General features: G+C 67.4%; 24 protein-coding genes. 10 read left to right on the forward strand and 14 right to left on the reverse strand.

Features of this window, described 5'->3' with window-relative positions; all coding sequences use genetic code 11:
- Positions 1-41: 41 nt before the first annotated feature.
- From ACZ3IJ_RS28205 to ACZ3IJ_RS28245, 9 genes are all read right to left on the reverse strand, one after another.
- Positions 42-2,231 (reverse strand): hypothetical protein, encoded by a 2,190-nt coding sequence (locus ACZ3IJ_RS28205; RefSeq protein ID WP_467472574.1) that lies wholly within the window; start codon positions 2,229-2,231, stop codon positions 42-44.
- Positions 2,228-3,301 (reverse strand): hypothetical protein, encoded by a 1,074-nt coding sequence (locus ACZ3IJ_RS28210; protein WP_467472575.1) that lies wholly within the window; start codon positions 3,299-3,301, stop codon positions 2,228-2,230. The genes ACZ3IJ_RS28205 and ACZ3IJ_RS28210 overlap by 4 nt, the downstream gene beginning before the upstream one ends.
- 73 nt (positions 3,302-3,374) lie before the next feature.
- Positions 3,375-4,661, reverse strand: a complete 1,287-nt coding sequence (locus ACZ3IJ_RS28215) for a hypothetical protein (protein ID WP_467472577.1) — start codon at positions 4,659-4,661, stop codon at positions 3,375-3,377.
- Between the two features lie 5 nt (positions 4,662-4,666).
- On the reverse strand, positions 4,667-4,942 hold the full coding sequence (locus tag ACZ3IJ_RS28220; RefSeq protein WP_467472579.1) for a hypothetical protein: 276 nt from the start codon (positions 4,940-4,942) through the stop codon (positions 4,667-4,669).
- Between the two features lie 2 nt (positions 4,943-4,944).
- The gene (locus ACZ3IJ_RS28225) at positions 4,945-5,922 is read right to left on the reverse strand and encodes a C40 family peptidase (RefSeq protein WP_467472581.1); all 978 of its coding nucleotides are present in this window, start codon (positions 5,920-5,922) and stop codon (positions 4,945-4,947) included.
- Between the two features lie 170 nt (positions 5,923-6,092).
- Complete coding sequence (locus ACZ3IJ_RS28230; protein WP_467472583.1) at positions 6,093-7,832, reverse strand: FtsK/SpoIIIE domain-containing protein; 1,740 nt, start codon at positions 7,830-7,832, stop codon at positions 6,093-6,095.
- 111 nt (positions 7,833-7,943) lie between these two features.
- A complete protein-coding gene (locus ACZ3IJ_RS28235) occupies positions 7,944-9,104 on the reverse strand; it encodes a hypothetical protein (protein WP_467472585.1) in 1,161 nt (386 codons plus the stop codon).
- A gap of 85 nt (positions 9,105-9,189) precedes the next feature.
- Positions 9,190-9,486: a hypothetical protein gene (locus ACZ3IJ_RS28240; RefSeq protein WP_467472588.1), complete on the reverse strand. Its 297-nt coding sequence runs from the start codon at positions 9,484-9,486 to the stop codon at positions 9,190-9,192.
- A gap of 279 nt (positions 9,487-9,765) precedes the next feature.
- Positions 9,766-10,170 (reverse strand): hypothetical protein, encoded by a 405-nt coding sequence (locus ACZ3IJ_RS28245; RefSeq protein WP_467472590.1) that lies wholly within the window; start codon positions 10,168-10,170, stop codon positions 9,766-9,768.
- Positions 10,171-10,763: 593 nt separating this feature from the next.
- Here ACZ3IJ_RS28245 and ACZ3IJ_RS28250 point away from each other — a divergent pair.
- From ACZ3IJ_RS28250 to ACZ3IJ_RS28260, 3 genes are all read left to right on the forward strand, one after another.
- Positions 10,764-11,093 carry a GntR family transcriptional regulator gene (locus ACZ3IJ_RS28250; RefSeq protein WP_467472592.1) on the forward strand — a complete coding sequence of 110 codons (330 nt, stop codon included), beginning with the start codon at positions 10,764-10,766 and terminating at the stop codon, positions 11,091-11,093.
- A gap of 184 nt (positions 11,094-11,277) precedes the next feature.
- A complete protein-coding gene (locus ACZ3IJ_RS28255; RefSeq protein ID WP_467472593.1) occupies positions 11,278-12,315 on the forward strand; it encodes an AAA family ATPase in 1,038 nt (345 codons plus the stop codon).
- Entirely contained in the window at positions 12,312-12,929 is a 618-nt protein-coding gene (locus tag ACZ3IJ_RS28260) for a phosphotransferase-like protein (protein WP_467472595.1), read from the forward strand. Before ACZ3IJ_RS28255 ends, ACZ3IJ_RS28260 begins: the two co-directional genes overlap by 4 nt.
- Here the strand turns inward: ACZ3IJ_RS28260 and ACZ3IJ_RS28265 are convergent.
- Both ACZ3IJ_RS28265 and ACZ3IJ_RS28270 read right to left on the reverse strand, forming a co-directional pair.
- Positions 12,889-13,725: a DUF1932 domain-containing protein gene (locus ACZ3IJ_RS28265; RefSeq protein WP_467472597.1), complete on the reverse strand. Its 837-nt coding sequence runs from the start codon at positions 13,723-13,725 to the stop codon at positions 12,889-12,891. The two genes, ACZ3IJ_RS28260 and ACZ3IJ_RS28265, sit on opposite strands and share 41 nt — an antisense overlap.
- 4 nt (positions 13,726-13,729) lie before the next feature.
- Positions 13,730-14,377, reverse strand: coding sequence for an HAD family hydrolase (locus tag ACZ3IJ_RS28270; protein ID WP_467472600.1), 648 nt, complete (start codon positions 14,375-14,377; stop codon positions 13,730-13,732).
- Positions 14,378-14,501: 124 nt separating this feature from the next.
- Here ACZ3IJ_RS28270 and ACZ3IJ_RS28275 point away from each other — a divergent pair, with 124 nt between their 5' ends.
- The 5 genes from ACZ3IJ_RS28275 (at position 14,502) to tpg (ending at position 19,034) form a co-directional block, all read left to right on the forward strand.
- Positions 14,502-14,789, forward strand: coding sequence for a helix-turn-helix domain-containing protein (locus tag ACZ3IJ_RS28275; protein WP_467472601.1), 288 nt, complete (start codon positions 14,502-14,504; stop codon positions 14,787-14,789).
- A gap of 502 nt (positions 14,790-15,291) precedes the next feature.
- On the forward strand, positions 15,292-15,579 hold the full coding sequence (locus ACZ3IJ_RS28280; protein WP_467472603.1) for a hypothetical protein: 288 nt from the start codon (positions 15,292-15,294) through the stop codon (positions 15,577-15,579).
- Positions 15,576-16,616 (forward strand): hypothetical protein, encoded by a 1,041-nt coding sequence (locus ACZ3IJ_RS28285; protein ID WP_467472604.1) that lies wholly within the window; start codon positions 15,576-15,578, stop codon positions 16,614-16,616. The genes ACZ3IJ_RS28280 and ACZ3IJ_RS28285 overlap by 4 nt, the downstream gene beginning before the upstream one ends.
- Positions 16,617-16,692: 76 nt before the next feature.
- The gene (locus tag ACZ3IJ_RS28290) at positions 16,693-18,087 is read left to right on the forward strand and encodes a replicative DNA helicase (protein ID WP_467472606.1); all 1,395 of its coding nucleotides are present in this window, start codon (positions 16,693-16,695) and stop codon (positions 18,085-18,087) included.
- 389 nt (positions 18,088-18,476) lie between these two features.
- The gene (gene tpg / locus ACZ3IJ_RS28295; RefSeq protein ID WP_467472608.1) at positions 18,477-19,034 is read left to right on the forward strand and encodes a telomere-protecting terminal protein Tpg; all 558 of its coding nucleotides are present in this window, start codon (positions 18,477-18,479) and stop codon (positions 19,032-19,034) included.
- A gap of 65 nt (positions 19,035-19,099) precedes the next feature.
- Here the strand turns inward: tpg and ACZ3IJ_RS28300 are convergent, their stop codons facing one another.
- The gene (locus ACZ3IJ_RS28300) at positions 19,100-22,012 is read right to left on the reverse strand and encodes an NACHT domain-containing protein (protein WP_467472610.1); all 2,913 of its coding nucleotides are present in this window, start codon (positions 22,010-22,012) and stop codon (positions 19,100-19,102) included.
- A 123-nt stretch (positions 22,013-22,135) separates the two neighbouring features.
- Here ACZ3IJ_RS28300 and ACZ3IJ_RS28305 point away from each other — a divergent pair, with 123 nt between their 5' ends.
- The gene (locus ACZ3IJ_RS28305) at positions 22,136-22,345 is read left to right on the forward strand and encodes a hypothetical protein (protein ID WP_467472611.1); all 210 of its coding nucleotides are present in this window, start codon (positions 22,136-22,138) and stop codon (positions 22,343-22,345) included.
- A 101-nt stretch (positions 22,346-22,446) separates the two neighbouring features.
- Here ACZ3IJ_RS28305 and ACZ3IJ_RS28310 read toward each other — a convergent pair whose 3' ends face one another.
- Both ACZ3IJ_RS28310 and ACZ3IJ_RS28315 read right to left on the reverse strand, forming a co-directional pair.
- On the reverse strand, positions 22,447-22,575 hold the full coding sequence (locus ACZ3IJ_RS28310) for a hypothetical protein (RefSeq protein WP_467472613.1): 129 nt from the start codon (positions 22,573-22,575) through the stop codon (positions 22,447-22,449).
- A 316-nt stretch (positions 22,576-22,891) separates the two neighbouring features.
- Positions 22,892-23,089 carry a CsbD family protein gene (locus ACZ3IJ_RS28315; protein WP_467472614.1) on the reverse strand — a complete coding sequence of 66 codons (198 nt, stop codon included), beginning with the start codon at positions 23,087-23,089 and terminating at the stop codon, positions 22,892-22,894.
- Positions 23,090-23,887: 798 nt separating this feature from the next.
- Between ACZ3IJ_RS28315 and ACZ3IJ_RS28320 the strand changes: the two genes are divergently transcribed.
- Complete coding sequence (locus ACZ3IJ_RS28320) at positions 23,888-25,072, forward strand: hypothetical protein (RefSeq protein WP_467472616.1); 1,185 nt, start codon at positions 23,888-23,890, stop codon at positions 25,070-25,072.
- Positions 25,073-25,107: the final 35 nt, after the last annotated feature.

Consider the following 25,107-nt stretch of genomic DNA (forward strand, 5'->3'; position numbering starts at 1 on the left):
CAGGCGACCGGGGGCCGTTTCATGCGCGAATCCGTGTGCAGTCAGAGGTCGGAAGAAAGTCGCACTCCAGTCTGCGCGTCGTACGCGAAACCAGTCGGGGACAGCCGGATCTCGCGCGAGACCGCACGGGCGCCCTCCTTCCAGTCCCTGCCTCCGACTGCCACCCGGACCGTCACGTCAGCCAAAGGATCCGTCACAGGCACCTCAATCTCCGGTGTCCTGGGGTACTTGAGGTCGGGTGTCCGGGTTCTGACGACACTCTTGCCGTCTGCGTCGATCCGCAGGTACCGGGCGTTCGCGTTCCCATAGGTCCGTAGCTCGATGGCCACGCGTTCCCTGCTGGTCCACTGTGCAACGAGGTCCGCCTTCACTCCGTCGAGGTGGAGTTCCGCGCCGGAGCGGCCTTTGTAGGCCTCCGCGACCGCCTTGCGGTCTTCCTGCCGCTGCTCGGCTTCGGCCCCCTGCCAGATGACGGCGGTGGCGACCGACGCGGCGGCCACGACTGCGACGTAGGGCCAGACACGGCGCGGACGCCGCTCCGTCGACGCGTCCGAAGGAGGCAGAGCATTGGCGCCGGGCGGGTCCGGGTTGACGCCGCTGTACCAGGTTGTGTCGGTCTGCTCGGCGGCTGCGGTGTACCAGTCGGGATCTTTGCCCATACGGGCGACGGTAGCGCGGAGCTGCTGTGCCTGGTCGGGGCTTCCGCACAGATCCGCCACCCTGGCGCGGGTGGACAGCCACGAGACGGCCTGATCGGACATGATGCCATGGGCGGTGATGTCCTCTCGCTCTCCCATTGCTGCGAGTTGCGCAGCCTCATTGCACCGGCCCTCGCGCGCGGCCTGGAGCACGTCGTGGTGCCGGCGGTCGATGACGGTGGGTGGCATCTCCCAGTCCCAGCCCTCCCCCTCGTCCAGCTCCGGCTCCGGCTCGGCAGGAACGAGGAGGGCCAGGCCGTGATCCGGATCGTCGTCCCCGTCCTCCTCGTCTTCCTGGTCGTACTCGAAATCGGCGTCATCTTCTGTATCGACGGGCGGCGTCGCCTGCTCCTCGATGGTGTCGGCTTGCTGGGCGGCGCGGCGGCGGGAGGAGGTGTCGGTGAGGGCGATCTCTTCCGCGTCGAGCACGGTCTCGATGATGTCGACGTAGTGGGGTCCGATCTTCCACACGGCCTGTCCCGGGGCCAACGTCGGGATCTCCGCGACCGCCCAGTCCGGCAGCCCGAGCAGCGCGCCGACGGCCGCGGCTTCCTCGGGGCCAAGTCGTCCGACGTGGGCGACTTCGCAGAGCCGGGCGAGGTCGCGGGCGGGGCCGTCGCCGAGATCGGAGAGGGTGTGCATCACGACATCGAGGCTCATGGCGGCCTTGCGGCTGTTCTTGAGCATGCGCTGGATGAGTTCGCTGGTGGCGGGGGAGAGGAGGATCTGCCAGGCCTCCTCCAAGACCAAGTGCCGGTGCACGGCGGTCGACTGGGGAAGCCACACATGCTCCGCCCACACCGAGATAGCCGCCATAAGTGAGGGGATCGCCGGGCTGTTGCGGTCGAGGCGGGAAAAGTCGAACGAGGTGATCGGCTGGTCCACCTCGGGCAGCCCGGACTCACGGCCGTCGAACAGCCCGGCCAGCGCACCGTCGGTGTAGCGGGAGAGCGCTATGGCGACGTCCTCGCCCCACGCGGCAAGACGAGCGGCCGGCCACCGGCCGTCCTCCGGGCTCACCAGGGCGTCCACCAGCCCGCCCAGCGCGGTCGCCTTGGGATGGGTGAGAGCGTGCTGCAGCGCGTGCGTCGCCTTCCTGTTGAGGGCATCCGGTTCGGCGGCGACGATCAGCGACCGGAGCAGCTGCTCACGCACCGGCGGCGGGAGGAGCGTCGAGCAGGGGTTGAGGGTGAACGAGCCGGCCTCGATGACCCGGCCGCCGAGCGAGCGCACGAGGGGCGCCCACTCCCCGGAGTTGTCCTCCCCGAACGAGTCGATGACCACGTACTGGTGACCGTGGTCGAGGATCTCCCGGCGGGCCCGCGTCTTGGCCGTCGTGGACTTGCCCGAGCCCAGACCGCCCAGCGCGAGGCTGTTGGTCGAGGGCAGCAGCGCGGTACTGGCCTGGACAGGTGAGAGGCGGAACTCCCGGCCGTCGAGGAGGGAGCGGCCGATCCGGATGCCGGGGAAGGACGTGTTGGAGGCCACGAGGGGCGCGGTGATCGCGGCGAGGGTGGAGGGGAGTCGGATCACAGGATGCTGCCTTTCCGGGTGGAGGCGCCGTGCGGGGTGGTCATTACGTGGGCGCGGTGCTGCTGGCCGGTCAGCCAGTCGAGGGTGATGCGGTGCCGGTCGGCCATGAGTCCGGCCTGCCGCCGCTCCTCGGTCACCTTCTCGGCGGAGGCGCCCCATACGGTCAGGTAGGCGTCGAGGTCGACGAGCGTGGCGCCCTGAACGAGCGCCCCGTGCGTCGTGCCGCTCGCCAACTCGTGCGCGTCCTGCTTGACCTTGTCCGTGGTGAAGGCGCCGGCGGCCGCGGACTGCCACATGGCCGACCGGCGCGACTGCCGCGCCGGAAGCGGCCGGTAGAGCACTGCGAGGGAGCGGCCTGTGTCCTGGCCTAGGAGCATGCGGGCCATGAGGTCGTCGCCGGTCGCGTCCGGCCAGGACGTGATTCGCGCGGTCGCGGCGTACCGGCCATCCTCAAGTTCGACCCACCCGGGACCACGGCCCGTCACCTCCGGGACGGGATCCGGCGTGATCGGCGTCAGCGTGCCCAGCCGTCCGAACTCCCCCGCGAGGGTGCTCAGGATCCGCTCAGGGTCCCCGGCCAGACCATTGGGGACATGGACGGAGACAGTCTGGGTGTGAGTGGTGTGGGCCCTCACGGTGGCGTGATGGGTCACGTGGACCTGCACCCCGGCGGTACGGGCCTGCCCGCCCGCGAACGTGAGCGCGCGGGAGAACGCCGCGTGGAACTCCGCCCGAGGCGCCGCGCTCTGCACCGTGCCGTGCCCGAGATACAGGCCCCACGTGGCGGTGGTCCCGGGCCGGTCGGCCATCGACGCGGGGGCGGTGCGCTCGCGCAGGTGCCGGTAGCCGACTGCAGCCCACCGGCCCAGCGAACGGGGGCCCGGAGCGAGGTTGATCAGCGCGACCGCTGCGCCGACCGAGCCGAACGTCCAAATCGGCGGTGGGGTGAGCAGAGCGGATGCCAGGACGGCGCTCCCGGCCCCGGCGGTCAGCTTCGTCATCACGGTCTCGGCGGGGCTGAGTCCACGCTGCACAGCAGGAACCCGGTAGCCCGGGGTCAGGGAGTACACGATCGAACCTCCTCAGAAGAAAGGGGCGGTGGCCGTCCGCAGGCGCGAACGGCCACCGAGGAAGCGGGTGCAGCTACGGCCGCTGCTGCGGAGGCTGGGGCCGCTGGCCCGGGGCGGGCTGCGGAACAGGGCGAGGGGCGGAGGCCGGCGGCTGCGTGCCGGTCGGTCCCGCGGTGGGCTGTGCGCCGTTCTGCGGTCCGACCGCCGGAGCGGCAGGCCTGGGCGGTCGGCCCTCGCGCCGTGCCTGGGTGAGCGCCGCCGTACGGCCCGCGTTCTCCCGGACCTGTGCAGCAGCCGCCTCGACCGTCAGCCGCCCCGGACGCGGCTTGGTCCGGGCGCCGTAGGCGGCGTACAGCACGCCCCGGTCCTGGCCCATCGCCCGTCCCGGGGTGTCCACCGTGTGCCGGGGACGCGGGACGTTCTCCTGCTCGTACACATCCGGCGAGCCCACCCGCACGGCGGCGTGGACCAGGCGGCTGTTGGTGTTCTGCTCGACCACCGCCCGAACGGCGCCCGCGATCCGCGGGCCGAAGTACGGCACCCCATGGAAGATCATGCGCAGCATGAGCGCGTCCGCCGCGACCAGCAGCACCGCGTCCATTACCAGCGCGCCTTTCGCGAGCGACACGAACGGCGTGATGAGGAGGAGCGCGAACGGGGCGAAGAGCAGCCCGAGTAGCCGCTGAGTCCAGCGCTTGACCGCGTCCATGTCGCCCCCACGTGCCAGCGACGCGAGCACGAGAGGGGCGATGCACACGAACACCAGAATCGCGGGCTGGCGCGTCATGAACACCAGGGCCGCGAGCGCCAGGGCGACGACGAGCGCGCTGACGATGATCAGCACACCTAGCGGGTCTCCCGCCTCCTTCTCCAAGTCGGCTTCGATGACCTTGAACAGGGTGGACTCGTTGCTGTCGAACGCGGCAGTGAACGCTCCGCTCACCGCCTTTTGCAGCCCCATCACGATCACGGGCACGGATGCCATCCCGACCACGGCAGCCAGCGTCCACCCCGTGGACGCGCCCATCTGCCGCAGCCGGGGCGAGCCCTGCCAGGCAGTCAGACCAGCCACCACGACAACGCACACAAAGATCGCCACCGCCATGTGCTGCCCCAGCCACAGGAACGGGGCGTATAAGGCGTCCTCCGTCTTCGCCGGCGCCCACGCCTTACCGGGCGCCAACAGATCGGTGATGGTCTCGATGAGGGATTCGGCGAGTTTCTTGACTTGGTCGGCTCCGCCGCTGGTGAGTGCGTCGCCCGGGACGTCCTGTGGGGAGCCGGGGGCGGAGTCGGGGTTGACGCAGTAGTCGTAGCCGGGGGTGTTCTTGAGTAGTTCGCAGGGGTCTTTTTCTGGCATGCCGATCAGCTCTTGGCGTTGGTGACGGTGGAGAACAGGGTGTCGCCGTACATGGCCAGGACGACGGCGACGAAGAGCGTGCCGATCGCCATGCTGCCCTTGCGCAGTGCGGTCTTCGGGTCGTTTGAGAGCTGGAGCAGCATCTTGACCGCGATCACGGCGATAACGGCCGCGATTCCCTTGGTGACGAGACCGCCACCGGTCAGGCCAATCGTCTTGAAGAAGTCGCTAAATCCGCCGGACAGGTCGACGGGCGCGGCAACGAAAAGGTTCTTCAGCATTCTCAGATTTCCTTCTTGGGGGTGGGGCGGGCGATGGCGTAGAGGTCGGGGAGTGCTTTGATCGGGTCGATCCGAACATCGGTTCCGGGGCGCGGTGCGTTGATCATTTGGCCGCGTCCGATGTAGATGCCGACGTGGTGAATGCTCGCTGCGCTGCTGCCGTAGAAGACGAGGTCTCCGGGCTGGAGGTCGGCGGGGTTGATGTGCTGCGAGGCCGCGTATTGCGTGGCGGCGGTACGGGGAAGGGAAATCCCCGCTTTCGCGTAGGCGTAGACGACGAGTCCCGAGCAGTCGAATCCGCGAATGGATGCTCCGGACCTGCCGTTGGGGGAGCAGCAGGATCCATTGGTGGGGCCGGTCGCGTTTCCTCCGCCCCACGAGTAGGGCTGGCCGATCATCCGGGATGCCGTGCCGATGGCGATGGCGGCGGTTTCGGAGGATCCGGCGGGTGTGGTTGTTTTCGCGTTTGCGTTGATGATCCGGACGTAGTTCTGTGTCTCGGTGATTTTCGGGACGCCGCCCGCCGCGATGACTGCTCCGGGGCCCGCGTTGTAGGCGGCGAGTGTGTTGCTCTGCCGGTCGCCCGGGACGTTTTTGACGTCTTCGGCTAAGGTGCAGAGGTATTTTCCGGCTGACGGGATGGCGTCCTCGGGGTCCCAGACGTCGCGTTTCCCGTCGCCGTTGGCGTCGATTCCTTCGGCTTTCCAGGTGGATGGGATGAACTGGGCGATTCCCTGGGCGTCGGCCGGTGATGTGGCTTTCGGGTTGAATCCGGATTCCTGTTGGATGAGTGCGGCCAGGAGATTGGGGCTGATCTCTGGGCAGGTGTTTCCGGCCTCTTCGATCAGTTCCCGGTACTGGGCGGGAACGGCAACGCCGAGCGCTGTTCCTGCCGGGTCGGTGCCGGCCTGGACGAGCGCGGCGACGATGACGGCCGCGGTCGCCGCTATGCCGACGGTGACGGGCGTGGTGCCTCGCAAGAGTCAATCCCCCTGTTCTTGATGTTTCCGCTGGTCAGGACCGTCATGGATCACCGTCCGGAGACCGTCTGACCACCGGCACCAGGACGGTGGCAACCGTCATCCCAGCGGTCAGGTGACGGTCTCCGGACGGTCCGCTGACGGTTGCTGGACGGTGCGGAGGACGGTGGTCACGTACCGGACTTGAGCGCGGCGGCGAGGTCGGCCAGCTTGTAGCCGCGCACGCCCTTGACCCTGTCGGCTGGTACGCCCAGGAGTGTGGAGAGTTGCTTTCCGCGCTCCGTGGCATCGGTTTTCGTGATGCCGAGTGCGGGCGCCAGCTCGCTGGTGGGAAGGAATTCGACACCCTGGCCGCGCATCAGGTCAACGGCCTGCTTCAGCGGAGATACAGGCGCGGATTCAATGACTTTCTGCTGCCGGGCATGGATCTCGTCCGCGACTCCCCACACGAATTCATCCGCGAAGTTGAATCCCCGGATGAGGGTGGATCGGCCGTTGGCGAAGAGAACACCCTGGCCCTTGATGTCGGGGTCGAGGAGAGCGGGGTTGATCGGGGCGACCGTGTCAAAATACGTGTCGCCGAGAGCGACCTTGGCGGTTCCTGACGATGCCACGTAGAGGCACAGCCGGTAGAGGAACTGGTCTCGTACGTTCACCGGGATGGTGTTCGTGGAGGGTCGCTGTGTCATCAGGATTGTGGAGATTCCTGATTCGAGGGATTTCGCGACCAGGGACCGCGTCTTCTCCGCGATCCGCCGCGCCTGTTCTTTTCCTTCCTTTGATTCGTCGCTGGCGAAGAAGTCGGCCGCTTCGTCGACGATGAAGATGACCGGCTTGAACGCGGGCGCGTTCTGCCGGTTCCGGATGGCTTCCTTCATCTGCTCATAGCGGTTGTCGGATCGAGTGTTCAGCTCGTCCACCATGCTCTCGAAGACCTCCGGATCGTCGGAAGCTTCATAGCGGACGGCGGTCTTTTCGAACCGCGTCAGTCCGCAGAATTTTCCGTCGAGCAGATACAGCTCGAATTCTCCGTAGGCGATCAGGAGGCAGGTGATGAGTCCGTTGACCAGCGTGGTTTTACCCATCTGGGTCATACCGGCGATCAGCATGGACGCCTTCTCGAACGTGGGGAGCCCCACGAGTTTCCCGGTGACGTCGTGGCCGATCGCGATTCCGGGAAACCGCTCGATTTCCCCACGGGTCGGCGCTGGGAAAGGCTGGGTGAACGGCGGATCGTGGAGCTTGAGCAGTTTCACGCGGCGGTCGGTGTCGCGGCTGCGCTCCATCTTCAGGTGCATCCGGGTCACGCCGAGGACTCCCGCGAGGATGGTCAGCTTCTTCTCGACGTCCTCATAGGACCGCCCCCGGGGCACCAGGAAGTTGTACCGGGTGCCCATCGGGGCTTCTTTGATCCGGGCCTCGTCGGCGCGGATCACTTCGTCCTTCCCGATGGCGCCGGCTGTGATGAGCGCGGCCGTCAGCTCCGGATGTGCCAGCACAGTAGCCGCGCCCGGGTCGTCACCCGTCTCCTCGGAGGCCTCGCTTCGCAGGGCCGCTGCGGGCTCTGAGGGGCCCTCACGGGCCCACAGGCGCTTGACGGTCGTGCGGACCTTCCACGCGAGGTAGCCGATGGCGACCAGCGCGCCGGCGGTCAGCAGGACGGTGGCGGGCCAGGACAGGCCGAGCTTGTCCTTGACGGCCGCCATGCCACCGAAGGCGATGGCTAACGCGCCGATCGCGCCCGCGGCCTGCCCGTAGCTGTCCTCCTGTTCCTGGAATTTCGCCCTTCTCTTGCTCACTTCGTTGACGCTCCCCTTCGTAACTGTCCAATCACGCAGGGTAACGCGCGCAAGGCGCGTGCCTGCTGGGGTTGTTGGTGCTCGCCGGGTCTGCGCCTGGGTCTGCGACATGTGCCGCTCGCCAGATCGCTCGCCGGGTCTGCACCGGTCGACCGCTGGGTCCGGCAGTCGCGACACAGCCCAGCCGATGGATCGGCTGGGCTGCATCGGTGGTGCCAGCTGTCAGCTCGCGCGCCCGTGTTCGGGCTCCTCCTCGGCGTCGTCTTGCTCAGCCAGAGCGGAGGCCTTGCTGCTGCGGACGGGGCAGGCTTCCTCCTTGGCCAGGAGATCGCCCCAGACCCGGCGGATCCGCTCTTCGCTGCCGACGAACCCCGCGTCGCGGTACTGGTCGCGGGCCTGCCGGTAGGACAGCGGCGGGTCGTCGCTGTAGCGCAGGTGGCGGAGGACGACGTCCATCTGCCCGTAGGTCAGGGCCTCGCCCGGCACGGGCACCGGCACGCCCGCGACGTACGCGAGGTCGGCCAGAGCCGCGGCGTGTGCCGTGTCCTGTGCCGCCGTGTCGTCGACCGGCACACTCTCCGTGCCGTCCTGCGTGCCGGGTGAGGTCGGCAGGGCGTTGACCTGCGTGCCGCCCCCCATCAGGTCTGTGCCGGGCAGCACTGCGGGGTCCCACGCGCCCATCTCCGGGAGCCGGATCGCTGCAACGGAAACGGGCAGAGCCTTGTCCGTGAGGGTGGCCTCCGTCGCCGCTGCCTGGCCGTGTAGCTTCTCCGCGGTGCGCTGGCGGCTCTTCAGGACTGCCCTGCGGTAGGCAGTCTCGGCGTCGGCCACCTGCTTCTCCAGGTCGGTGGCGACGGCGAGCAGCTCGATGCGGTGCGCCGCCTCCGCCTCCATCTCCTCCAGCCGGTTAGAGACTTCCTGCCGCTTGTGCGCGATCCTCTGTCGCGTCGCCTCCGATACCCGGCGCCCGAGCGACGGCAGCGTGAGCCACCATGCGATCTTGGTGGCGACGATCGCGAGCGGGGTGAGGACCATGGCCAGCTCGAACCGGCCGTTGCTGGTCAGGATCAGGTCGGTGGTCGGCATGGCCGTCAGGACGGCCGTCAGAACGAGCCCGGCGCGCTGGGCGCGGGCCGCGCGGCGGCGGTTGTTGCCCGCGAGGATCTCCGCCCCCTGGAAGACGACCCACAGGGCGTCGAGAGCGCCGACGATCGCGTACGCCCACCCGCCGAACCGAGGCTCGAGGATGCTGTAGCTGACGACGACGGACAGAACGGCGACGCCGAGCGTCACCGCGCCCAGGACGGCGAGGACGACACCCCGCCAGCTCCAGCGCCGGGCGTCGGGCCCGCCGTCGGGACGGGGGTTGCTGAATCGGATCACGTGCTGCTCCTCCTCTAGGCTGGCCAGTCAGGGCTCCCGCGCGTTTCGGTCGTGCGGGAGCCCTGTACTGGGTCGGGTGGGGTGGTCAGCCGCGCTGGCGCGGCAGGTCCAACGGCACCGGCCCGGACGCGTCCTGGGCGACGGGCGCGGCGGAGGCCGGCGGCTGTGCGTGCGGCAGCTCGTCGAGGCGGCACGACCAGTGCAGGATGTTCGCCTTGCCCCAGCGCGGGTCATCCGCGGTGAGCTGACCGATCAGGTCCTTGCAGAGCGCGTAACTGCCCTTGCCTGGCGGCACGTCGGCGGTGGAGTTCCAGGTACGGACCTCCAAGCCCCCAGAGGTCGGAAGCTGGAGGGTCAGGATGAAATGGAAGCGCGTGGTCACGGCTCTCCTGGAAAGTCGAGGGTGCGGAGTCGGGCTGTCCGGCTCCCCTGGACGCCGTACGGCCCGCCCCCGGGCAGGGACCGGGCCGTACGAGTCAGGCAACCGGCAGAGTCACGAGCGCTTGCCGTGCATGTACGCGTCCTGAATCCGGGCAAAGCTCTCCAACAGCCGCGCCCCCTGAGGGCACCTCGCCTTCGCCGTACACGCCGTGCATCCGGCGTCGTGCGACCGCAGCGCGGCGGCCGCGCGCATGTAGCGCTCGTACAGGTCGCGCACGGGTCAGCGTCCGGTCGCGCGGCAGGCGTCGCAGACGCCACCGTTCCAGCCCTCGAACCGGCCGCCGCACTTCTGGCACTGGCCGGAGGTAGCGGCGGGCGCCATCGTCGTCGTGGCGGGCGACGGGATGACGGCGGCCGGCGGGCAGTCAGTCCCGTTGCACCCCCACCGCGTGCAAAGCGGGCACGCGTCGTCGGCCATCTCCGGCCGGTGCAGAGTGAGGACCGGCTGCCTGGTGTAGCCGGGGATCATCTCCTGGAGCGTCCGCCGGGCCCGGCGCCCGGCCCTCGCGGCGCGGGCGTCGCCCTCGGCGGCCATGCGGTCGAGCAGCACCACTAGGCGCCGCTCCGACGCGTCCACCCGGACCTCGCTCCCGAGAGCGGGAAGTGCACATGCCATGCTGTTCATCGGGTCCTCCATCGCAGGACTCAGACGGCCACGGGGCTCCACCCCCGTGGCCGTCACTTGTTCCGGAGCGAGCGACGGCCCTGCTCCGGGCGGCACGGATGCCGCAGCACCCCGGACCGGACTCGCACCGGTCGATTTCCTTGCGGGGTCCGCGATCTCTGCCCTTGTCTCACCGCGCGTTCGGATCACTTGTCCGCCCGTGAGGACGGCATGGAAAAGTTGCTTCGGGTGCTGCCTGCGCGGCAGGGCTGGCTTGTCGCTGTTGCCTGTCCCGCATCTCGCTGCGGGTTGTCGGTTCCACGTCACCCTGTGGACTAGGGCCGGTTGACCAGAGGACTCACAAGATGCCCCCTTCTTAGGGGGCGGCTAGCCGTAGTACCGGAATGTCCCATATGGAGTTCTCAAGGAACGGGCGCTTCCCTCGTACTCGCCCCCTCGGGCTTTTCTCAGGCGCTCCCGCGTTTCCGCAGGTCAAGCACTCGCCGACAGCCCTTCCCTGTCGACACTGTTAGCTTTGCTGACACTATTGGCAATGTCAAGCTGTTAGCTGACGAACCCGACTAACCCGGCTAGGTGCATCTACGATGACGGTCATGACAAAGGCCGAGGCCATGCAGCCGTATCAGCGCATCGTTCAGGACGTTCGCGACCAGATCGCGACTGGCCGCCTCGCGGCTGGCATGCAGATCCCCGGCATCAAGTCCCTTGCGGAGGAGTACCAGGTCGCGGCCGGAACGGTGCAGCGAGCTTTGACAGAGCTGCGCGCTCTTGGACTCATCTACTCCCACCAGGGCCGCGGCAGCTTCGTGAGCGATCAAGCAAGCACGAAGACGGACCCAACATCGGAAGCAATTCGCCGCCTGGAGCAGCGCGTAGAGGAACTGAGCGCCCGCCTGGAACGACTGGAGAAGTACTCGGAGTAGCTTGTCCTAGCTCCACCTCCCGCCACCAACCCCTCACAGTTCGTCTCGTGAGGCCAATCAGACTCCTGGAGGCGGAGGGCGCACCATCACAGGGACTTGTCGAAGCCTGTACGTAGTTTCATTCACTGGCTTTCAACATCCACGTACACATGCGTTTCGCGACCTGCGCCCTAGGCTCGCGGCCATGCAGATGACGGAGGGACAAGGAGTGGGAAGGCAGCGAGCAGGATGGAGGCCGGACCGGCTGCGCGAGCAACGGGAAGCCCACGGCCTGACCCTGGAGAAGGCTGGTGAGCGGCTCCGAGCAGTTGCTGAGCGGGCCAAGCTCAAGGGAATTCCCGCCGCGAATCCCCAGACCTTATGGCAGCACGAGCAGGGGGAGGTCTACCCCGGCCCGCACTACCGGCGCGCCTACTGTCTGCTGTACCGGGCAACCGAACCGGATCTCGGTTTCCGTGCTGCACTGCCGGGAGAGGAGACGTCCTTCCAGCTCACGCCGATGGACGACTGCCTCAACGGCTCGCACGTCTTGGCTGTTGAGCGAGCCATTCATCGCATCGCGCCGGGCTCCGACGAATCCGACCACTTCGACTTGCAGCAGCGGATCATCGACGCATGGAAGCGTCGGCACACGGGTGGCGACCCTCACCGTCCCGCGCTCATCCTGGTCGGCGGCTTCGCGGGCAGCGGCAAGACGGAGCTCGCCCGCTTCTTCGTTCAGCTCACCGGCTGGCCGCTGCTCGACAAGGACCCGCTCACCCGCCCGCTCGTGGAGCGCCTCCTGCTCGCGCTGGGCGGCGACGCGAACGACCGGCACACCGAGCTCTACCGCGAGAAGGTCCGGCCCGTGGAGTACGAGTGCCTGATGCAGTCGGCCATGGCCAATATCAAGTGCGGCATCTCCACGGTGTTGACCGCGCCCTTCATCGCTGAGATGACCGACCCGAACTGGATGCAGCGCCTGTCTAACCGGGCCGCCTCCATGGGAGTCGACGTATTCCCCGTGTGGGTGCGGTGCGATGAAGAGTCGATGCGCGAGTACATCACCTTCCGCTCCGCAGCCCGGGACGCGTGGAAGCTCCAGCGGTGGGACGAGTACATGGCCACGATCCACCTTGACCTACGCCCAGCGGTGCCGCACCTGGTCGTCGACAACCGACTGGGAACCGCGGTGACGCTCGCGGACCAGGCCCGGCAGGCAATGGGGGTAATGTACGTATGACAGAGAAGCAAGGCGTAATCCTCTACGGCCCGCCGGCCTCGGGCAAGGACACCGTCACCGCCGCGCTCAGCGCACTCAACTCCAAGTACGCACAGTTCGCACGCCTCAAGGTCGGGACGGGCAAGGCTGCCGGCTACCGGATGGGCACCGCGGAGGATCTGCGCTTGCTGGAGGCTGCGGGCGACATCGTCTACGCGAACACCCGGTACGGCAACACATACGCCATCGATCGCCCCGGCGTGGACGCCGCGTTCGCGGCCGGAGTGCCTGTGGTGCACCTGGGACAGGTCGATGGCATCCGTGCTCTGGTCGAGGGCTACCCAGCCGACTGGTCGCTGGTCCTGCTGTGGTGCCCGCGCGAGGCGACCGAGCAGCGGTCGGCGGGGCGCGGCGACAGCGACACTGCCGAGCGTCTGACGGCGTGGGACGCGACCTGCGAGGACCTGGACGCGCACCCGGCCACGGTCTGGGATCTGACGGTGGACACCGTGGCGGATGCTCCGGAGGACGCGGCGCGGCTCATCGACCAGCTGCTGGCGCAGCAGGCGGTAGCGGCCCCGAAAAGAGCGCAGGCTACGGCTGGGCGAGTCGGTCCAGGGCGTCGGCGAGCGTGAGCTCGCTGTCCTTGGCGTCGTCCCACAGGGCCAATGTGGACGCAGCTGCGCGCAGCATCTCCGGTGGGAGGCCGGCGGCCTCGAGCGCGTCGGCAGCTTCCTCCAGCTCCGGGCCCCAGCGCCACGCACGGGCCGCAGTCTTGGCGATGTACTGCGGCTCAGACAGGTACGAGTCGGTGCGCTTCGAGGCGACCTCGATGAGCTCTTGGCCGACGCCATACCCGCGGGCCATCCCGACTGCGAGTGCCACCAACACCCGGCTGGTCTTCTGGAACGAGGCGTACGCCAGTTTCAGTGCAGAGGCCTGCCCGATTTCCGTGCCAAGTACCGCCGCGCGGACGGCGGTGCCAGCGAAAAGCGCCTCGATGCGCTCGGTCGCATCGGCAGGGCCGGACAGGTACAAAGTCGGCGTCTTGCCTCCAACCGGCGGGGAGCCAACGACACCCCCGTCGACGACGGCCGCGCCCTGTGCGTGCAGCGCGGCGATCCGCTGCGCGCGGGTGGGGTTGATGGCGTTCGCCTCGACGTACACCCCGGTGAAGCGGTGCCCTACGACGTCCCGGGCCAGGTCCTCGGCGGCGGCTGGCGGGCAGAGGCTGATGACGATGTCGCTGCGGTCCAGCAGTTCGGCCATGGTGACCACGGGCGTCAATCCGAACTGGGTGGCGCGCTCAATGGACGCGGTGCTGCGCCCTGTCTGGCACCACAGGACCTCGGCCGCGTTGTTCGCAGCGCAGGCGGCGACGGCGGCGCCCATGCTGCCGGGGTGGAGGATGCCAACGGTCGGCTGGTCCATGGTGTCACTCCGTCTCGTTGAGCAGGATGGTGATTGCATCGGTGACGTCGTCGACGGCGTGATCTGGGGCGGGGAGCCCCTCCGGCCACGGGCGCCCGCGCAGCCAGATGGTGTGCAGGCCGGCTTGGCGGCCGCCGTCGATGTCTCCTGCCGGGTTGTCACCGACCATCCAGCCGCCATGTTCGAGGCTCGCGTTGCAGCGGGCGGCTGCGAGTTGGAAGAGGCGCAGGTCCGGCTTGCGGATCTCAAGGTCACCCGAGACGGCGATGCTGTCGACCAAGGCGGCGAGGCCAGTCGAGGCGAGTTTGGAGCGCTGAATGTCGCCGGCCCCGTTGGTGATGATCCCGATTGTCCATCCGGACGCGCGCAGTCGGGACAAGCCGTCGAGAACCTCGGGGCGGCAGGTGACTGCGTTCGCCATGAGGTGGACGTACTCCTTCCACAACTGCGCGGCGGGCGCCTCCAGGTCGTAGGCGTTCCGCAGACGGGCGAAGTCGACGGCGTTCGCACGGTCGACCAGCTCGGTGCGCAGCCACTGTTCAGCGTCCGGAGTGAAGGAGTGAGCCCGGGACAGGGCGACCACTGCGTGACTGAGTGCTGGCCGTCTGTCGGCCAGCGTGTCGTCCAGATCGAAGAGCGCAAGTCGGGACACAGATACGAACCGTACGTGAGGGAGGGGGCAGGGGGCGCCCTTCCATGACCCGCCGTCAACAGACCGTCACAGTTAAGTAATCCAGATGTATAGTTGCGAGTCACGGGAACGTTGAGGGGGAGTGATGTCCGACCTTTTCGAGGCAGTGGATGCGTTGCTAGCGCGCCGCACCGAACTGCCGCCACCCAAAGTCCGTGCAGAGCTTCGACGTGCAGACGGACTGACGCAAAAAGATGTGGCCCACGCGCTCGGCGTTTCGCGAGCGGCGTTCCTGCGTTGGGAGAGTGGACAGGCCCGCCCCCGCGCTCGACACCTCGCCGCCTACTCCAGGCTTCTCACTGGGCTCGCCGAGAAGCACCCTGAGGTGACTCGGAGGCCCGACGACACTGAGGCCAATAGGAGTAGCCCATGAACGCATGAAGCGGTCTTCGTCGCCACAACGAAGACCGCTCCACCTAGCAATCCGACTCGCCGCCTTAGCCAAGCTCCGAGTCGCGTCCGGTGAGGTGACCTCAGCCGGGGTGAATCCCGCAGACCGTAAGGCCCGCGTTGGGTCACCTGTACCCAGGATAAGCGCGCCGGCTCGCGGAACGCCACCATCCCGGGCCCTTACCAGGTCACATCCTGCTGACGCGACTCCCCATAGGGGAGACACAGCCCGTGCAACATCTCGACCGACCTCCGACCGCGCTGCCCAGCGTCAGCGGTCAGCAACTCACAGCACTCAGCCTGAACCCCGCTATTGGTAGGTCAGATTTCGGGCTAAACTCCGCAAGCGCCGAAAAGACGTCATTTCGCCACGGCTGTCAGCCAATGGCTCGCTCGGTTCTTCACAGCTCGCCACACCGACCGGTCGGTGCATTGACGCGCACGGGCACCCAGAAGCCGTACGAACACCTCTCGGATGTGACGTCGTGAGCGAGGAGTTCGGCAACAGCCGGTTCGAACGCGCCTGGGAGACCCCCGAGGAAGTGATCCTCCAGCGCGAGCTGATCCGCACACCGGGGCTGCAGCCGGAAGACCTCGGCGTCCTGACGGAGCTGCTCCTTCGTGACCCCTGGTTTCCGTCGACCATGGAGGCGATTCGCAGGGACCTCCAGGTACAAGGCTGGAAGATGGGCAAAGACCGCTACAACGCGATCGCGGGTTGCCTGACGAAAGCCGGCCACCTCGCAGGAATCGTCGCGGGGGCGGCCTGGTGAGCGACTTCGGAAGCAGCATCTTCGAACGGGCCCAAGAGCTACCGGAGGAAGCCGTCCTACCCCGGCCTGTGGTGGAAACCCCAGGCCTCCAGCCCGAAGACCTTGGCGTCCTGGCGCACGTGCTGCTCCTCGCGCCGGACGCCCAGGCGACCGGCAAGGACTTGGCGGCGGGCATGAGGGCTCGCGGCTGGAAGATGAGCATCGACCGCTTCGAGGTGATCGCGAAGCGGCTGACGAAGGCCGGCCACCTCCTCCGCCGGTCGGTCTACAACCCCCAGACGAAGCGCCCGGAGTGGCGCTACCGGGCGTACCGGAACCCGGCGAACAACCCCGAGTACGTCGCAGCGGGTACCGCCGCGTTGTCCCAGGTCAGCAGCGAAATCGGGGAAAACCCGGTTCCGGGCGCAGACACCACGAGGGAAACCGGGGAGAACCCCGTTTCGCCAGGTCAGAGGCGGAATCGGGTTTTCCCCGACTCCGCTCCGGAGTCGGGGAAAACCCGGTTTCCCTCGGGCGATGTTTCCGCAGGTCAGGGCCGAAAGCCGGAAAAGGCCGGTTTCGCTTCGTCCCCCCCACACCCCCCGGAGGAGGTAACTACCTCCTCCCCCTCCCCCCTCCAGGACCCCACAGGGTCGCTTCCGTCACCGAGGGAGGGGGAGGGGGCTGGCTACGCCGAGGAAGACCTGCGTGTTGCGGTGGACGTTCTGGAGCTGCTGCCCGATCCGTGGACGCAGGGCCGGGTGAACGCGGCCAGGCTCGCCCCAAAGCTCCTCACCGTGATGGCTCAGCAGGGCTGGCCCGGGATCGGCGTCGTCGATCGTGCGTTGCTGACCCGGCAGCTGACGAAGAACCCGCACAGGGTGACGAACCCGTACCGGCTGCTGTCGACGGACCGGATTCCGAACCTGCCGCGCTACGTGGTCGTCGAGGCCGCCGAACGCAGCGTGGCGCCGTCCGGTGCGACCGCTGACGGGATGTGCCCGAAGCATCCGCAGTACCGCGCGGGCAATCGCTGCGTGCCCTGCGTGACGGCCTGACGTACGAAGCAGGCCGGACCGCAGCAACGGTCCGGCCTGTGGCCCCCTGCCCGTGGACCCGAACAGGAGACCTCCAGTGTCCCGCACACGCGACCTACCCGGCCAGCGGCCCTCCGCCGGTCCGGACGATTTCGACGACGAGAACACCGGCACGCGGCCCGGCGACGTCCTGCGCCGGCCCCCGCAGAACCTTGAGGCCGAACAGGCGGTGCTCGGCACCCTGATGAGCAGCACCGGCGCCGCCGGGCGGTACTTCGCCGAGACCCTGGAGACGGGCATCACGGCGCGGGACTACTACCGGCCCGCCCACGCGCTGATCCACCGGGCCGTCTGCGACCTGCACCAGGCCGGGGAGCCAGTCGACCCGGTCACCGTCGCCGAGGAACTGACCCGGCGCGGCGAGCTGTCCAGAGCGGGCGGCGCGGCCTACCTGCACACCTGCGTCCAGGCGGTGCCCACCACCGCGAACGGTTCGCGGTACGCGGAGATCGTGCGGGCCAAGGCCTACCGCCGGGCGGCGATTGAGTCGGCACAGAAAGTCCTTCAGTACGCCTACAGCGAGGAAGGCGACGGCACGGACGTCCGCGGCCTGGTCGAGCAGGAACTCACGGCGATCGCGACGGGCATGCCCGGCCTGAACGCCGCACCGCCCTCCGTGGGCGATCTCTACCTCGGCTTCGTCTCCGAGCTGGAGGAGATCCAGAACGGGCGGAAGATCGGCCTGACCTACGGGCTGCCCGACCTGGACACCGTGACGTCCGGGATGCGCCCGGGGAACGTCACCGTCGTTGCCGCGCAGTCCGGCGTGGGCAAGTCGACCTTCGCCCTGAACGCCGCCGTGGCGGCCGCGAAGTCCGGGGCGCAGGTGATGTTCTCCTCGCTGGAGATGAGCAGCACCGAGCTGATGCAGAAGATCGCCGCCGCCGAAGGCCTGATCCCGCTGCACCACCTCACCCGGCAAGGAGGCCTGACCGCCGAGGGATGGGCCGAGGTGGAGCGCCTGGGGCGGGAGCTCTTTAGGACGCTGCCGCTGCGGGTGTACCGGCCCGACGGCGCGGCCCTGCGGGACATCGAGTCCGCCGCCCGCGCCTGCGTCCGTGACGACGGCCTGGACGTCCTGGTGGTCGACTACCTCCAGCTCGTCGAGGTCGAGCAGACCCGCAACACCAGCCGCGAACAGGCCGTGGCCGCCGTCTCACGCGGCCTCAAGAACCTCTCCGTGCAGCTCGACTGCCACGTGATCGCCCTCTCCCAGCTCAACGACGAAGGGCTCATGCGCGAGTCACGGGCCATCAAGAACGACGCCTCTGTGGTGCTCAAGGTCGAACGCCCCGACATGAACGAACCCGAATCCCCACGCGCCGGCGAGGTCGACATCGTGATCGAGAAAAACAGGTTCGGACCCCGCGCCACCCTCACCGCCGCCGCACAACTCCACTACTCCAGGTTCGTCGACATGGGACAGACCTGACCCCACAAGCTGTAGCGTCTCAAATCCAGCTTCATAATCTCACCGCCCGCTTCATATCGACTGCTCTTATGAAGCGGGCCGTGAGACACCGCAGGTCAGCGGCCTGCCCGGCCCGGCGAGGCATTGGCGCCCCCTGAGGAAATGCACCAGCCGCTGAGACAGCCGCAGATGAAGCGTCGTGAGACACCGCGAGAAGCCGCAGGTCACGGCCTCGGCGTATGCAGCGAAGCGCGAGATCCTACACAAGCCCCTTGTAAGGCCCCTCTCCCGTCCTATCCGCCCCCCCAAGCCCCCTTGGGTGGAGCGGGTGGTGACCGGCCCTCAGATCGCCGCACAGCAGCGCCGCAGTCCCGTACCCGGCACGTCTCGACCCCGACCTAGGACCCCTCGTGACCATCAGCCGCAGCCTCGACAAAGCCCTGGAAGGGGCGTTCAGCCGCCCCGCACCGAAATCCGCGGGCGCCCAGATGCGCTACCTTGTCAAGCAGCACCAGGGCAGCACCCGGGCCGTCGCCGACCTGCTCGGTGTCTCCCAGCGCACCGTGGAGCGGTACGTCAAAGACCAGATCAGGAAACCCCGGCCGGACCTCGCCGCGCGCATGGAACGCGAGGTGAAACAGCGGTGGCAGCCCCAGGTCCGGGCCCGCGCCCGCAAGGCGGCGGCGACCACGGGCGGGATCGTCATCGATACCCGCGCACGCCTCGGCTACACCGCCCCGATCGGCACCACCGACGAGACCCGTATCCGGCACCTGACCGTGGCCCTGCCCCCGCAGTACGCCGACCGGCTCTTCGCCGCCCGCGAGCGGGGCGCCGGCGAACGCGTGCTTCAGGCCGTCGCCGCCGACGCGCTCAAGGACGTGTACTTCCAGGACGGCGGACGCCGCGCCGGGGACCTCGAAGAGGTCCATCTCACTGACGTCGAGCACATCGAGTTCGAGCTGTAGCCCTCCGAGCCTCGGCCGCCGCGTCCACGGCCGGGACGTCGAGAACATCGCCCTCGAGCGGTCGTTCAAGCACCTTCTGTTCGGGGTCTTGGATATAGGTGAACATTGGCAGGATCAAATTCTTCCAGCCCGACGACGCTTTCTGCGTAGCGCAAGGAGACCTGCAAGCCTTCGATTCGCCTAAGAGGAGTGATGTCCACGATGTCAGGAAGTGAGAGGCGGCAGTTGACGAGCACGCTCTGTAGATTAGGAAATATATCAGGGATCAGCTGCAGTTGCGCATCTGCATCGATGGGTGACAAGTTCAGGTGTCTCACGCTGGGCATGGGTGGGGACTGCGCGAGATCATACTCAGAGATGTAAATCTCCGTCAGATGTGGTAGTGAGGAGATTTCTCGCCACTCTGCAGGAGTGGGCCCTGAATTGATTACCAAGCTTCTTAGGAGTTGCCACTTCGATATGCCTCGTAGGGGCGTATCGATCCAGCGGGCTAGGCGCAGCGTGGTCAAGTTCAGCGGTGCTGGCATCTCCTCCAGGCTGCTCCACGGCAGGCGGGTGTAGAGGGCAAGTGCGGTGAGTTCCGGCAGTGAAGCGAGGGCGTCGAAGGAGGCTCCGTCCGGAAACTGCAGGAGGTGCAAGTATGACAGTGACAATCCTGCAAGGTCGTTTATATGTGTGAGTTGATTGCAGTCAGATAGAGCTAGCTCGTCCAAGGCGGGTAGTTGGTGGACAAATTTTAAGTCTGTCAGTAGCTGGCCGGAATAGATGTTCAGTTCATGGGTGTGCTCGGGTGAGAGGTGTTCGACTATTTCTTCTGCGGTGAAAGCTTCTTGGAAAGTGACGCTGGTGACGGGTGCCAGCAACTGCAAGGAGTTCCGCTGTGCATGAGTGTGCACGATCAGACGTTGGCGGTAACTGAAGGGGAGCAAGATGTCGCGTGTGTATGGAACTGAATCGAAGTTCTTCCAGGCGTCAACTAGCTCGTAGGGTGGTGCCTCAGAAGTCAGAGACTGAGCGAAGCGACTGAGGAAGGCGTAAGCATGGTCGCCACCGATGGCGGCGGCAGTTTGGATGACGGGGCCCACTTCGTCGTGTTCCAGGTCTTGGGGCCCCGGCAACAGATCAAGGATGCCTGGCCCGAGCGCGGCAAGTGTCGCCGCTTCTTCCAGGGTGCGGGGAGGCAAGAGGGCACGGGCACGTTGTTCGACGAGTCTGCGGACATCGGGTTCGACTTCGGTGGTGTACTGGAGGCTGGCGGTTGCCAGAAGGTGGAGCCTGCCCCTGTGTTCGCCCTCAACATCCCCGCGTTCGACAAGGCGGCGGAGTAGATCAGCGCTTTCAACCGGCCTGGCGTGGGCGACGGCCATGCGTATGACGTCTTCCCACTGGTCGTCGTGGGCATTGTTGACCAGCAAGGGGAAGTCGTGGACTTCGATGGCGGCTTTGGCTCCGAGGTAGTCCTGGAAAGTGCGGTGGACAAAGTCGATGGTGTCCGCGGTGGGCTGGCGCAGGAGCCCGCTGCGGCCGACCAGGTGCGTCAGGACCTGGCTGGCAGTGCCCTGCTCGGCCACGGCCTGCATGGATGGCAGCGCGTCGTCGACCAGGGCCAACGCGGTGGTCCGTTCCATCTCGGTCTGGCGGTTGCGGATGAGCCAGTAGGCCAGGCGCTGCAGTAGCTGGACGCTTTGGTGTTCGGTGAGCTGAATGCCTTCCGGTACCTCGATGCTGCGCTCGAGGTCGCGGCGCACGAGCAGCATCGACAGTGCTGCTTCGTAGAGCTCCATGCGGCTGTGAGGCAGATGACCGCGGCGGTCCCGGTGCAGCGCGCAGATCAACGCGCACATCAGGGGTGTGCTGGACAACTGCGCCAGGTCACGCTGAGCACGCACGGTTACCTGGAGCGCTGCTTCGAGATCACGCAGCTGTGACCGTTCGGCGTCGGTCGCTGCACCGTGCCGGGCTGCGGTATGCCACCGGCCGACGAAGACTCCAATGTCGGCGGCACTCATAGGCCGTACTGACAGTTCGGTGAAGTGCGAGGAAGTCAGCCAGCCTTCCGGTACTGCGGACGGACGCGTGGTGACCACGAAGCGTGCGTCCCTGTAGGCCGCCAAGAGCCGCTCGAGCCAGTCCCGCGTGGCGCCCCGGCGCTCTTGAGGAACCTCGTCGATGCCGTCGACCAGGACGAGGGCCGCCCCTCTGTTGAGTACGGCATCGGCCCAGCCTTCAGGCTGTGAGGCGGCCAGGGGGGTGCCGACCGCAGAGAGAAAATCCTGCGGCTCTGGAAGGGGGCCACGCCTCACCAGCGTCCGCAGCGGCAGGATGAACGGAATCCGCCCCCGCCAGTCCGCCAGTTCCTCCGGCAGCTCATCGCGCGCCGTGGCGACAGCCAGCCACTGCAGCAGCGTTGTCTTTCCACTGCCAGCGAGCCCTCGCAGAAGCACGCGTCGGCAGTCGGCCAACGCGTTCTCGGCACGCTTCACCACGACGGATGGCCGGTTCGCTTCCTCGCTTCCTGCAGGCCAGTCTTCCGCCCGCTCTGCCAGTTCCAAACTCAAGTACGCCGCGTCCAACGGCCAGCGCGCACGTTCCGGCCGGCTCAGATCCAGCCCGACAACGGTCAGCTGGGAATGCCGCTCCGTCACGTAGCTGAGGTACCGCTCCTCGAACGAGGGCTGCACTCTGGGCCCCACCGGCCTGCGGGTGACTCTCCGTGGAGAGCCCTGGTACACCTGCGGTACTCGGGCAGCGGCTTCGCGAAGGGCCAGCAAGGGCTCCACATCCGTGCCCAGCGCCTTCGCCAGGGCCATCAGCGTGGCCTCGGAGGGCACCACTTGGCCGTTCAGCGCCTGACTGACCGTTGTCCGCCCCAGCCCGGTCCGCTGCTGCAACCCACCCATCTGCAGACCCCGCTGTGCCCTGAGGGTACGGAGCCGTAGAGCGAGTTCAGCCAGCGGCTCCTCATACACGTCCCCCATGTCCTGCTTCTCCGTCCCCCAGGCGACCGTCTTCGTTCATCTTTGTTCGCCCTGAACCCCGGTGAACACCAGAACCGCGAAATTCGCCGAAGTCCCCTTCGACGGTTGTCCTGGGAAGAAGGCATGAACACCTCATCCATTCACTTGATCCTGCTGGCTCTGCTTCTGGCCGTCGTCGGCCTCTTCTGCGCGCTCGTAGGAGCAGCAGCCGGCCTGCTCGCTCGTATCGACGGAGCCACCTATGCCAACGCCCTGCTGCGCGGTGCCGTGGCCTTCGCAGGCAGCGCCACCCTGTCACTAGCGCTGCTGACCTTCGTCCTCGCGGTGCTGTGAACCAAGCTTTGTCCTACTACCTGCAGGCGAGAGCACGTCGCCCGCCCGTGCCGGGCGCTGTTACTCCTCGGCGCTGGGCCCGGCCACTGCCAGGGCGTCGACTACAGGACGGTGACGCCCTCGCCGACGATGCGGCAGCTGGCGAGGAAGGCGCGGTGGACTCGGCGGCCGACGGTGTCCTTGTCGTTGGCGAACTGCCCAGCACCCCAGAACCGCTCCGGACCGCGCAACCCCGGGCGCTCACCCCCGGCCTGCACCGGTGGCCCGTCACCGATGCAGGCCGGCCCGTCACCTCCACCGACATTCGGGGCGATCTCCGCAACGGGCGCAGAGCCGCGTGACAGACAGCAGGCCCGCCGGGCGGCAGGCGCTCCTTCCTCGGCCGACGAAGGACCCGGAACCGAGCAACGTGCCCCGAAGCCCTGAGCGCCAGGCGCGGTCGCAACGGGGGCCGGGGCGGGCCCGGGCTCGCTCTCTATCCGCCCCGGCATGCCGCAAGCCCCGACCGGACGAAGAGGTCGGGGCCATGCGGCGGAGCCGGGCGCTTTAGTGCCGGAAGGTGTCCTTGATGTCTTCCTTGGCGTGTCGGGCGTTGCCCTTGGCCTGTTCGGCCTGCCCTTCACTGGTCATGCGCTCGTTGCCGACAGCGCGACCGACCGTCTCCTTGACCTTGACCTTGACCTTGACCTTGACCTTGCCCTTGACCTGCTCGGCGTGGGCCTTGCTCTTCTCTGTGCCCGACATGGGGACCTCCTCGTCAAAGTAACCGGATTGGTCGTGGACCCCTCCTACTCGCTAAATCCCTCCGGCGACAACAGGCCCGGCCAGCAAGGGAAAGATCACGGCAACACCTGCGCCGAGGAACAGGCCGCCAACCGCCCGCAGACGAGGGCGACGGCCAAGGAGCCGACTTCTCGGACCGGCCCGAGGGAGATTTCAGACCCCCGGACCGCCTTTCCCCCTACAGCGTCGAGGCCCGCGAGAAGACGAACGCGCTCTACCGACTCGGGTCGAAGGCACGGCTACGGGGTGAGCCGGCTCCCGCGGTCGACTGGCTGGCCACCGCCGCGGTCGCGGGCCACCCCGGGCGCAGTTTCCGTCTGCCCGTGATGTCATGGTGGTGCTCTCACACCGACCGTGATCCGCCCCCAGGGCGCGTCGTGGACCATCGGGTAGTTACCCATCCGTTGTCGTGCAGATGCTGCTTGTCCTGGCTGAACGCCTCACCCCACCGCCGGACCGACCCGAGCCTGCGACCTCCCGGAAGCCTGACCTGCCCCGACCCGCAGTCCTCGCCCCGGACAAGGCGCGTTCCTCAGCCCTCCACCCGGAGCAGGGCGACTACGGGCGCGTCATCGCAATACCCGCTCTCGTCTTCCGCGGCTGCCGCGAGTCTGTGGCGGCGAGTCCGTCGGCGCGGAGTCCTTCGGCCGGTATCTGCGGGAGCCCGAACCGTGGGATTCGCCGGTGCTCGGTCAGACCGGCTGAGATCATGGCAAGAGGGTCAGCTCATGATCATGGCACAGCAGTGGGGGGCGGCGGATGGACGAAATGAGCACGGTGCGCGCGGTCGTGATCGACTACAAGGCAGTCCTGGATGGGCCCGGGCGCGTGCACGAGGGGATCGCTGAACTGCTGCGGTGGCTCGATCAGTGCGATGTGGCTTGGGTGCTGCTGACCAACGACCCGCTAGACGCCAAGTCGGCCCTTGCTGCGGCCGGCCTTCCCGAACCGGCCCTGCATCTGTGCCGCGACGACATCCCGGACAAGGCGAAGCGCGGAAACAAGGCCTGGCTGCAGGCGGTCGCAGACAAACTCTGCCTGCGCTTGAACCAGCTCATCCTCGTCGGGACTTCGCAGTTCGACTGGTACACAGGTATCCATGCTGGCGTCGTCCACATCCACGCCCGCTGGGCCAGCCGTCTGGGAGCGAAGATCACCTCGCTGATGTCCGACGAGCCGACCGACGTCATCGAACTCCTGGAGTACTTCCTGCTGCACGAGCCCCGCTGGGCGTTCCGTCTCGATGACGAGGATCGTGCCTTCGTGATCCGCTCGATGCTGCCCTTCAACGCGCGGTTCCCCCGCGGCGGCGGTCGGACCTTCACGATCAAGGACATCTTCACCTACGAGAACACCGTCAAGGTCGGCGACGAGGACGCGCGCGATGTCCTGATGCTGCACCTTCTGTGTGCGGCTTACCTCGATGGCGCGCTGCCTGGTCAGAGCTTCTTTTGCGTGTACCCCAGCAGCACACCGGCCAAGGGCAACCCACAGCTCGCTGGCTTCCTGCAACGCGCCAAGGTCATGACCGGCTCCTCCTATAAGGAGGACCTCCTCGAACGCGTCGCTCAGGCCCCGGACACCAGCCTGGAGCGGTACAAGAGGAGCGTCGGCCAGTCGACGGGCCGGGACATCTCCATCGCCGCCCAGGCTCGCACCGTACGAGTTAACCCGGCCTACAAGAAGAAGATCGCCGGCAAAACCATGATCGTCTTCGACGACTTCACCACCGAGGGCAAGTCCCTGGAGTGGGCCCGCACTCTCCTCAGCGAGGCCGGAGCAGCACGGGTCATCGCACTGATATCGGAAAGTACCCCTCGCGCCACACCGTTTACCAGCTGCGCCCCGACGTCACGATCGATCCCTTCACCACCAACGACGTCACCCTGGCGCATTTCCAGACGACCACAGGACCTGGAGGAGCGGAGGAAGGGCCGTCGGTGATCCTGACGAGTGCTATGGAGCACTTCGCCGCCGCC

Source organism: Streptomyces sp. NPDC013317, from assembly GCF_055563155.1.

Bases quoted from the DNA above. Each gene is read 5' to 3' on its own strand.
- ACZ3IJ_RS28250 (WP_467472592.1), top strand. From the start codon at position 10,764: ATGACAAAGGCCGAGGCCATGCAGCCGTATCAGCGCATCGTTCAGGAC.
- ACZ3IJ_RS28245 (WP_467472590.1), bottom strand. From the start codon at position 10,170: ATGAACAGCATGGCATGTGCACTTCCCGCTCTCGGGAGCGAGGTCCGG.
- ACZ3IJ_RS28230 (WP_467472583.1), bottom strand. From the start codon at position 7,832: ATGTCGCAGACCCAGGCGCAGACCCGGCGAGCACCAACAACCCCAGCA.
- ACZ3IJ_RS28260 (WP_467472595.1), top strand. From the start codon at position 12,312: ATGACAGAGAAGCAAGGCGTAATCCTCTACGGCCCGCCGGCCTCGGGC.
- ACZ3IJ_RS28275 (WP_467472601.1), top strand. From the start codon at position 14,502: ATGTCCGACCTTTTCGAGGCAGTGGATGCGTTGCTAGCGCGCCGCACC.
- ACZ3IJ_RS28265 (WP_467472597.1), bottom strand. From the start codon at position 13,725: ATGGACCAGCCGACCGTTGGCATCCTCCACCCCGGCAGCATGGGCGCC.
- ACZ3IJ_RS28300 (WP_467472610.1), bottom strand. From the start codon at position 22,012: ATGGGGGACGTGTATGAGGAGCCGCTGGCTGAACTCGCTCTACGGCTC.
- ACZ3IJ_RS28305 (WP_467472611.1), top strand. From the start codon at position 22,136: ATGAACACCTCATCCATTCACTTGATCCTGCTGGCTCTGCTTCTGGCC.
- ACZ3IJ_RS28255 (WP_467472593.1), top strand. From the start codon at position 11,278: ATGCAGATGACGGAGGGACAAGGAGTGGGAAGGCAGCGAGCAGGATGG.
- ACZ3IJ_RS28320 (WP_467472616.1), top strand. From the start codon at position 23,888: ATGGACGAAATGAGCACGGTGCGCGCGGTCGTGATCGACTACAAGGCA.
- ACZ3IJ_RS28315 (WP_467472614.1), bottom strand. From the start codon at position 23,089: ATGTCGGGCACAGAGAAGAGCAAGGCCCACGCCGAGCAGGTCAAGGGC.
- ACZ3IJ_RS28220 (WP_467472579.1), bottom strand. From the start codon at position 4,942: ATGCTGAAGAACCTTTTCGTTGCCGCGCCCGTCGACCTGTCCGGCGGA.
- ACZ3IJ_RS28215 (WP_467472577.1), bottom strand. From the start codon at position 4,661: ATGCCAGAAAAAGACCCCTGCGAACTACTCAAGAACACCCCCGGCTAC.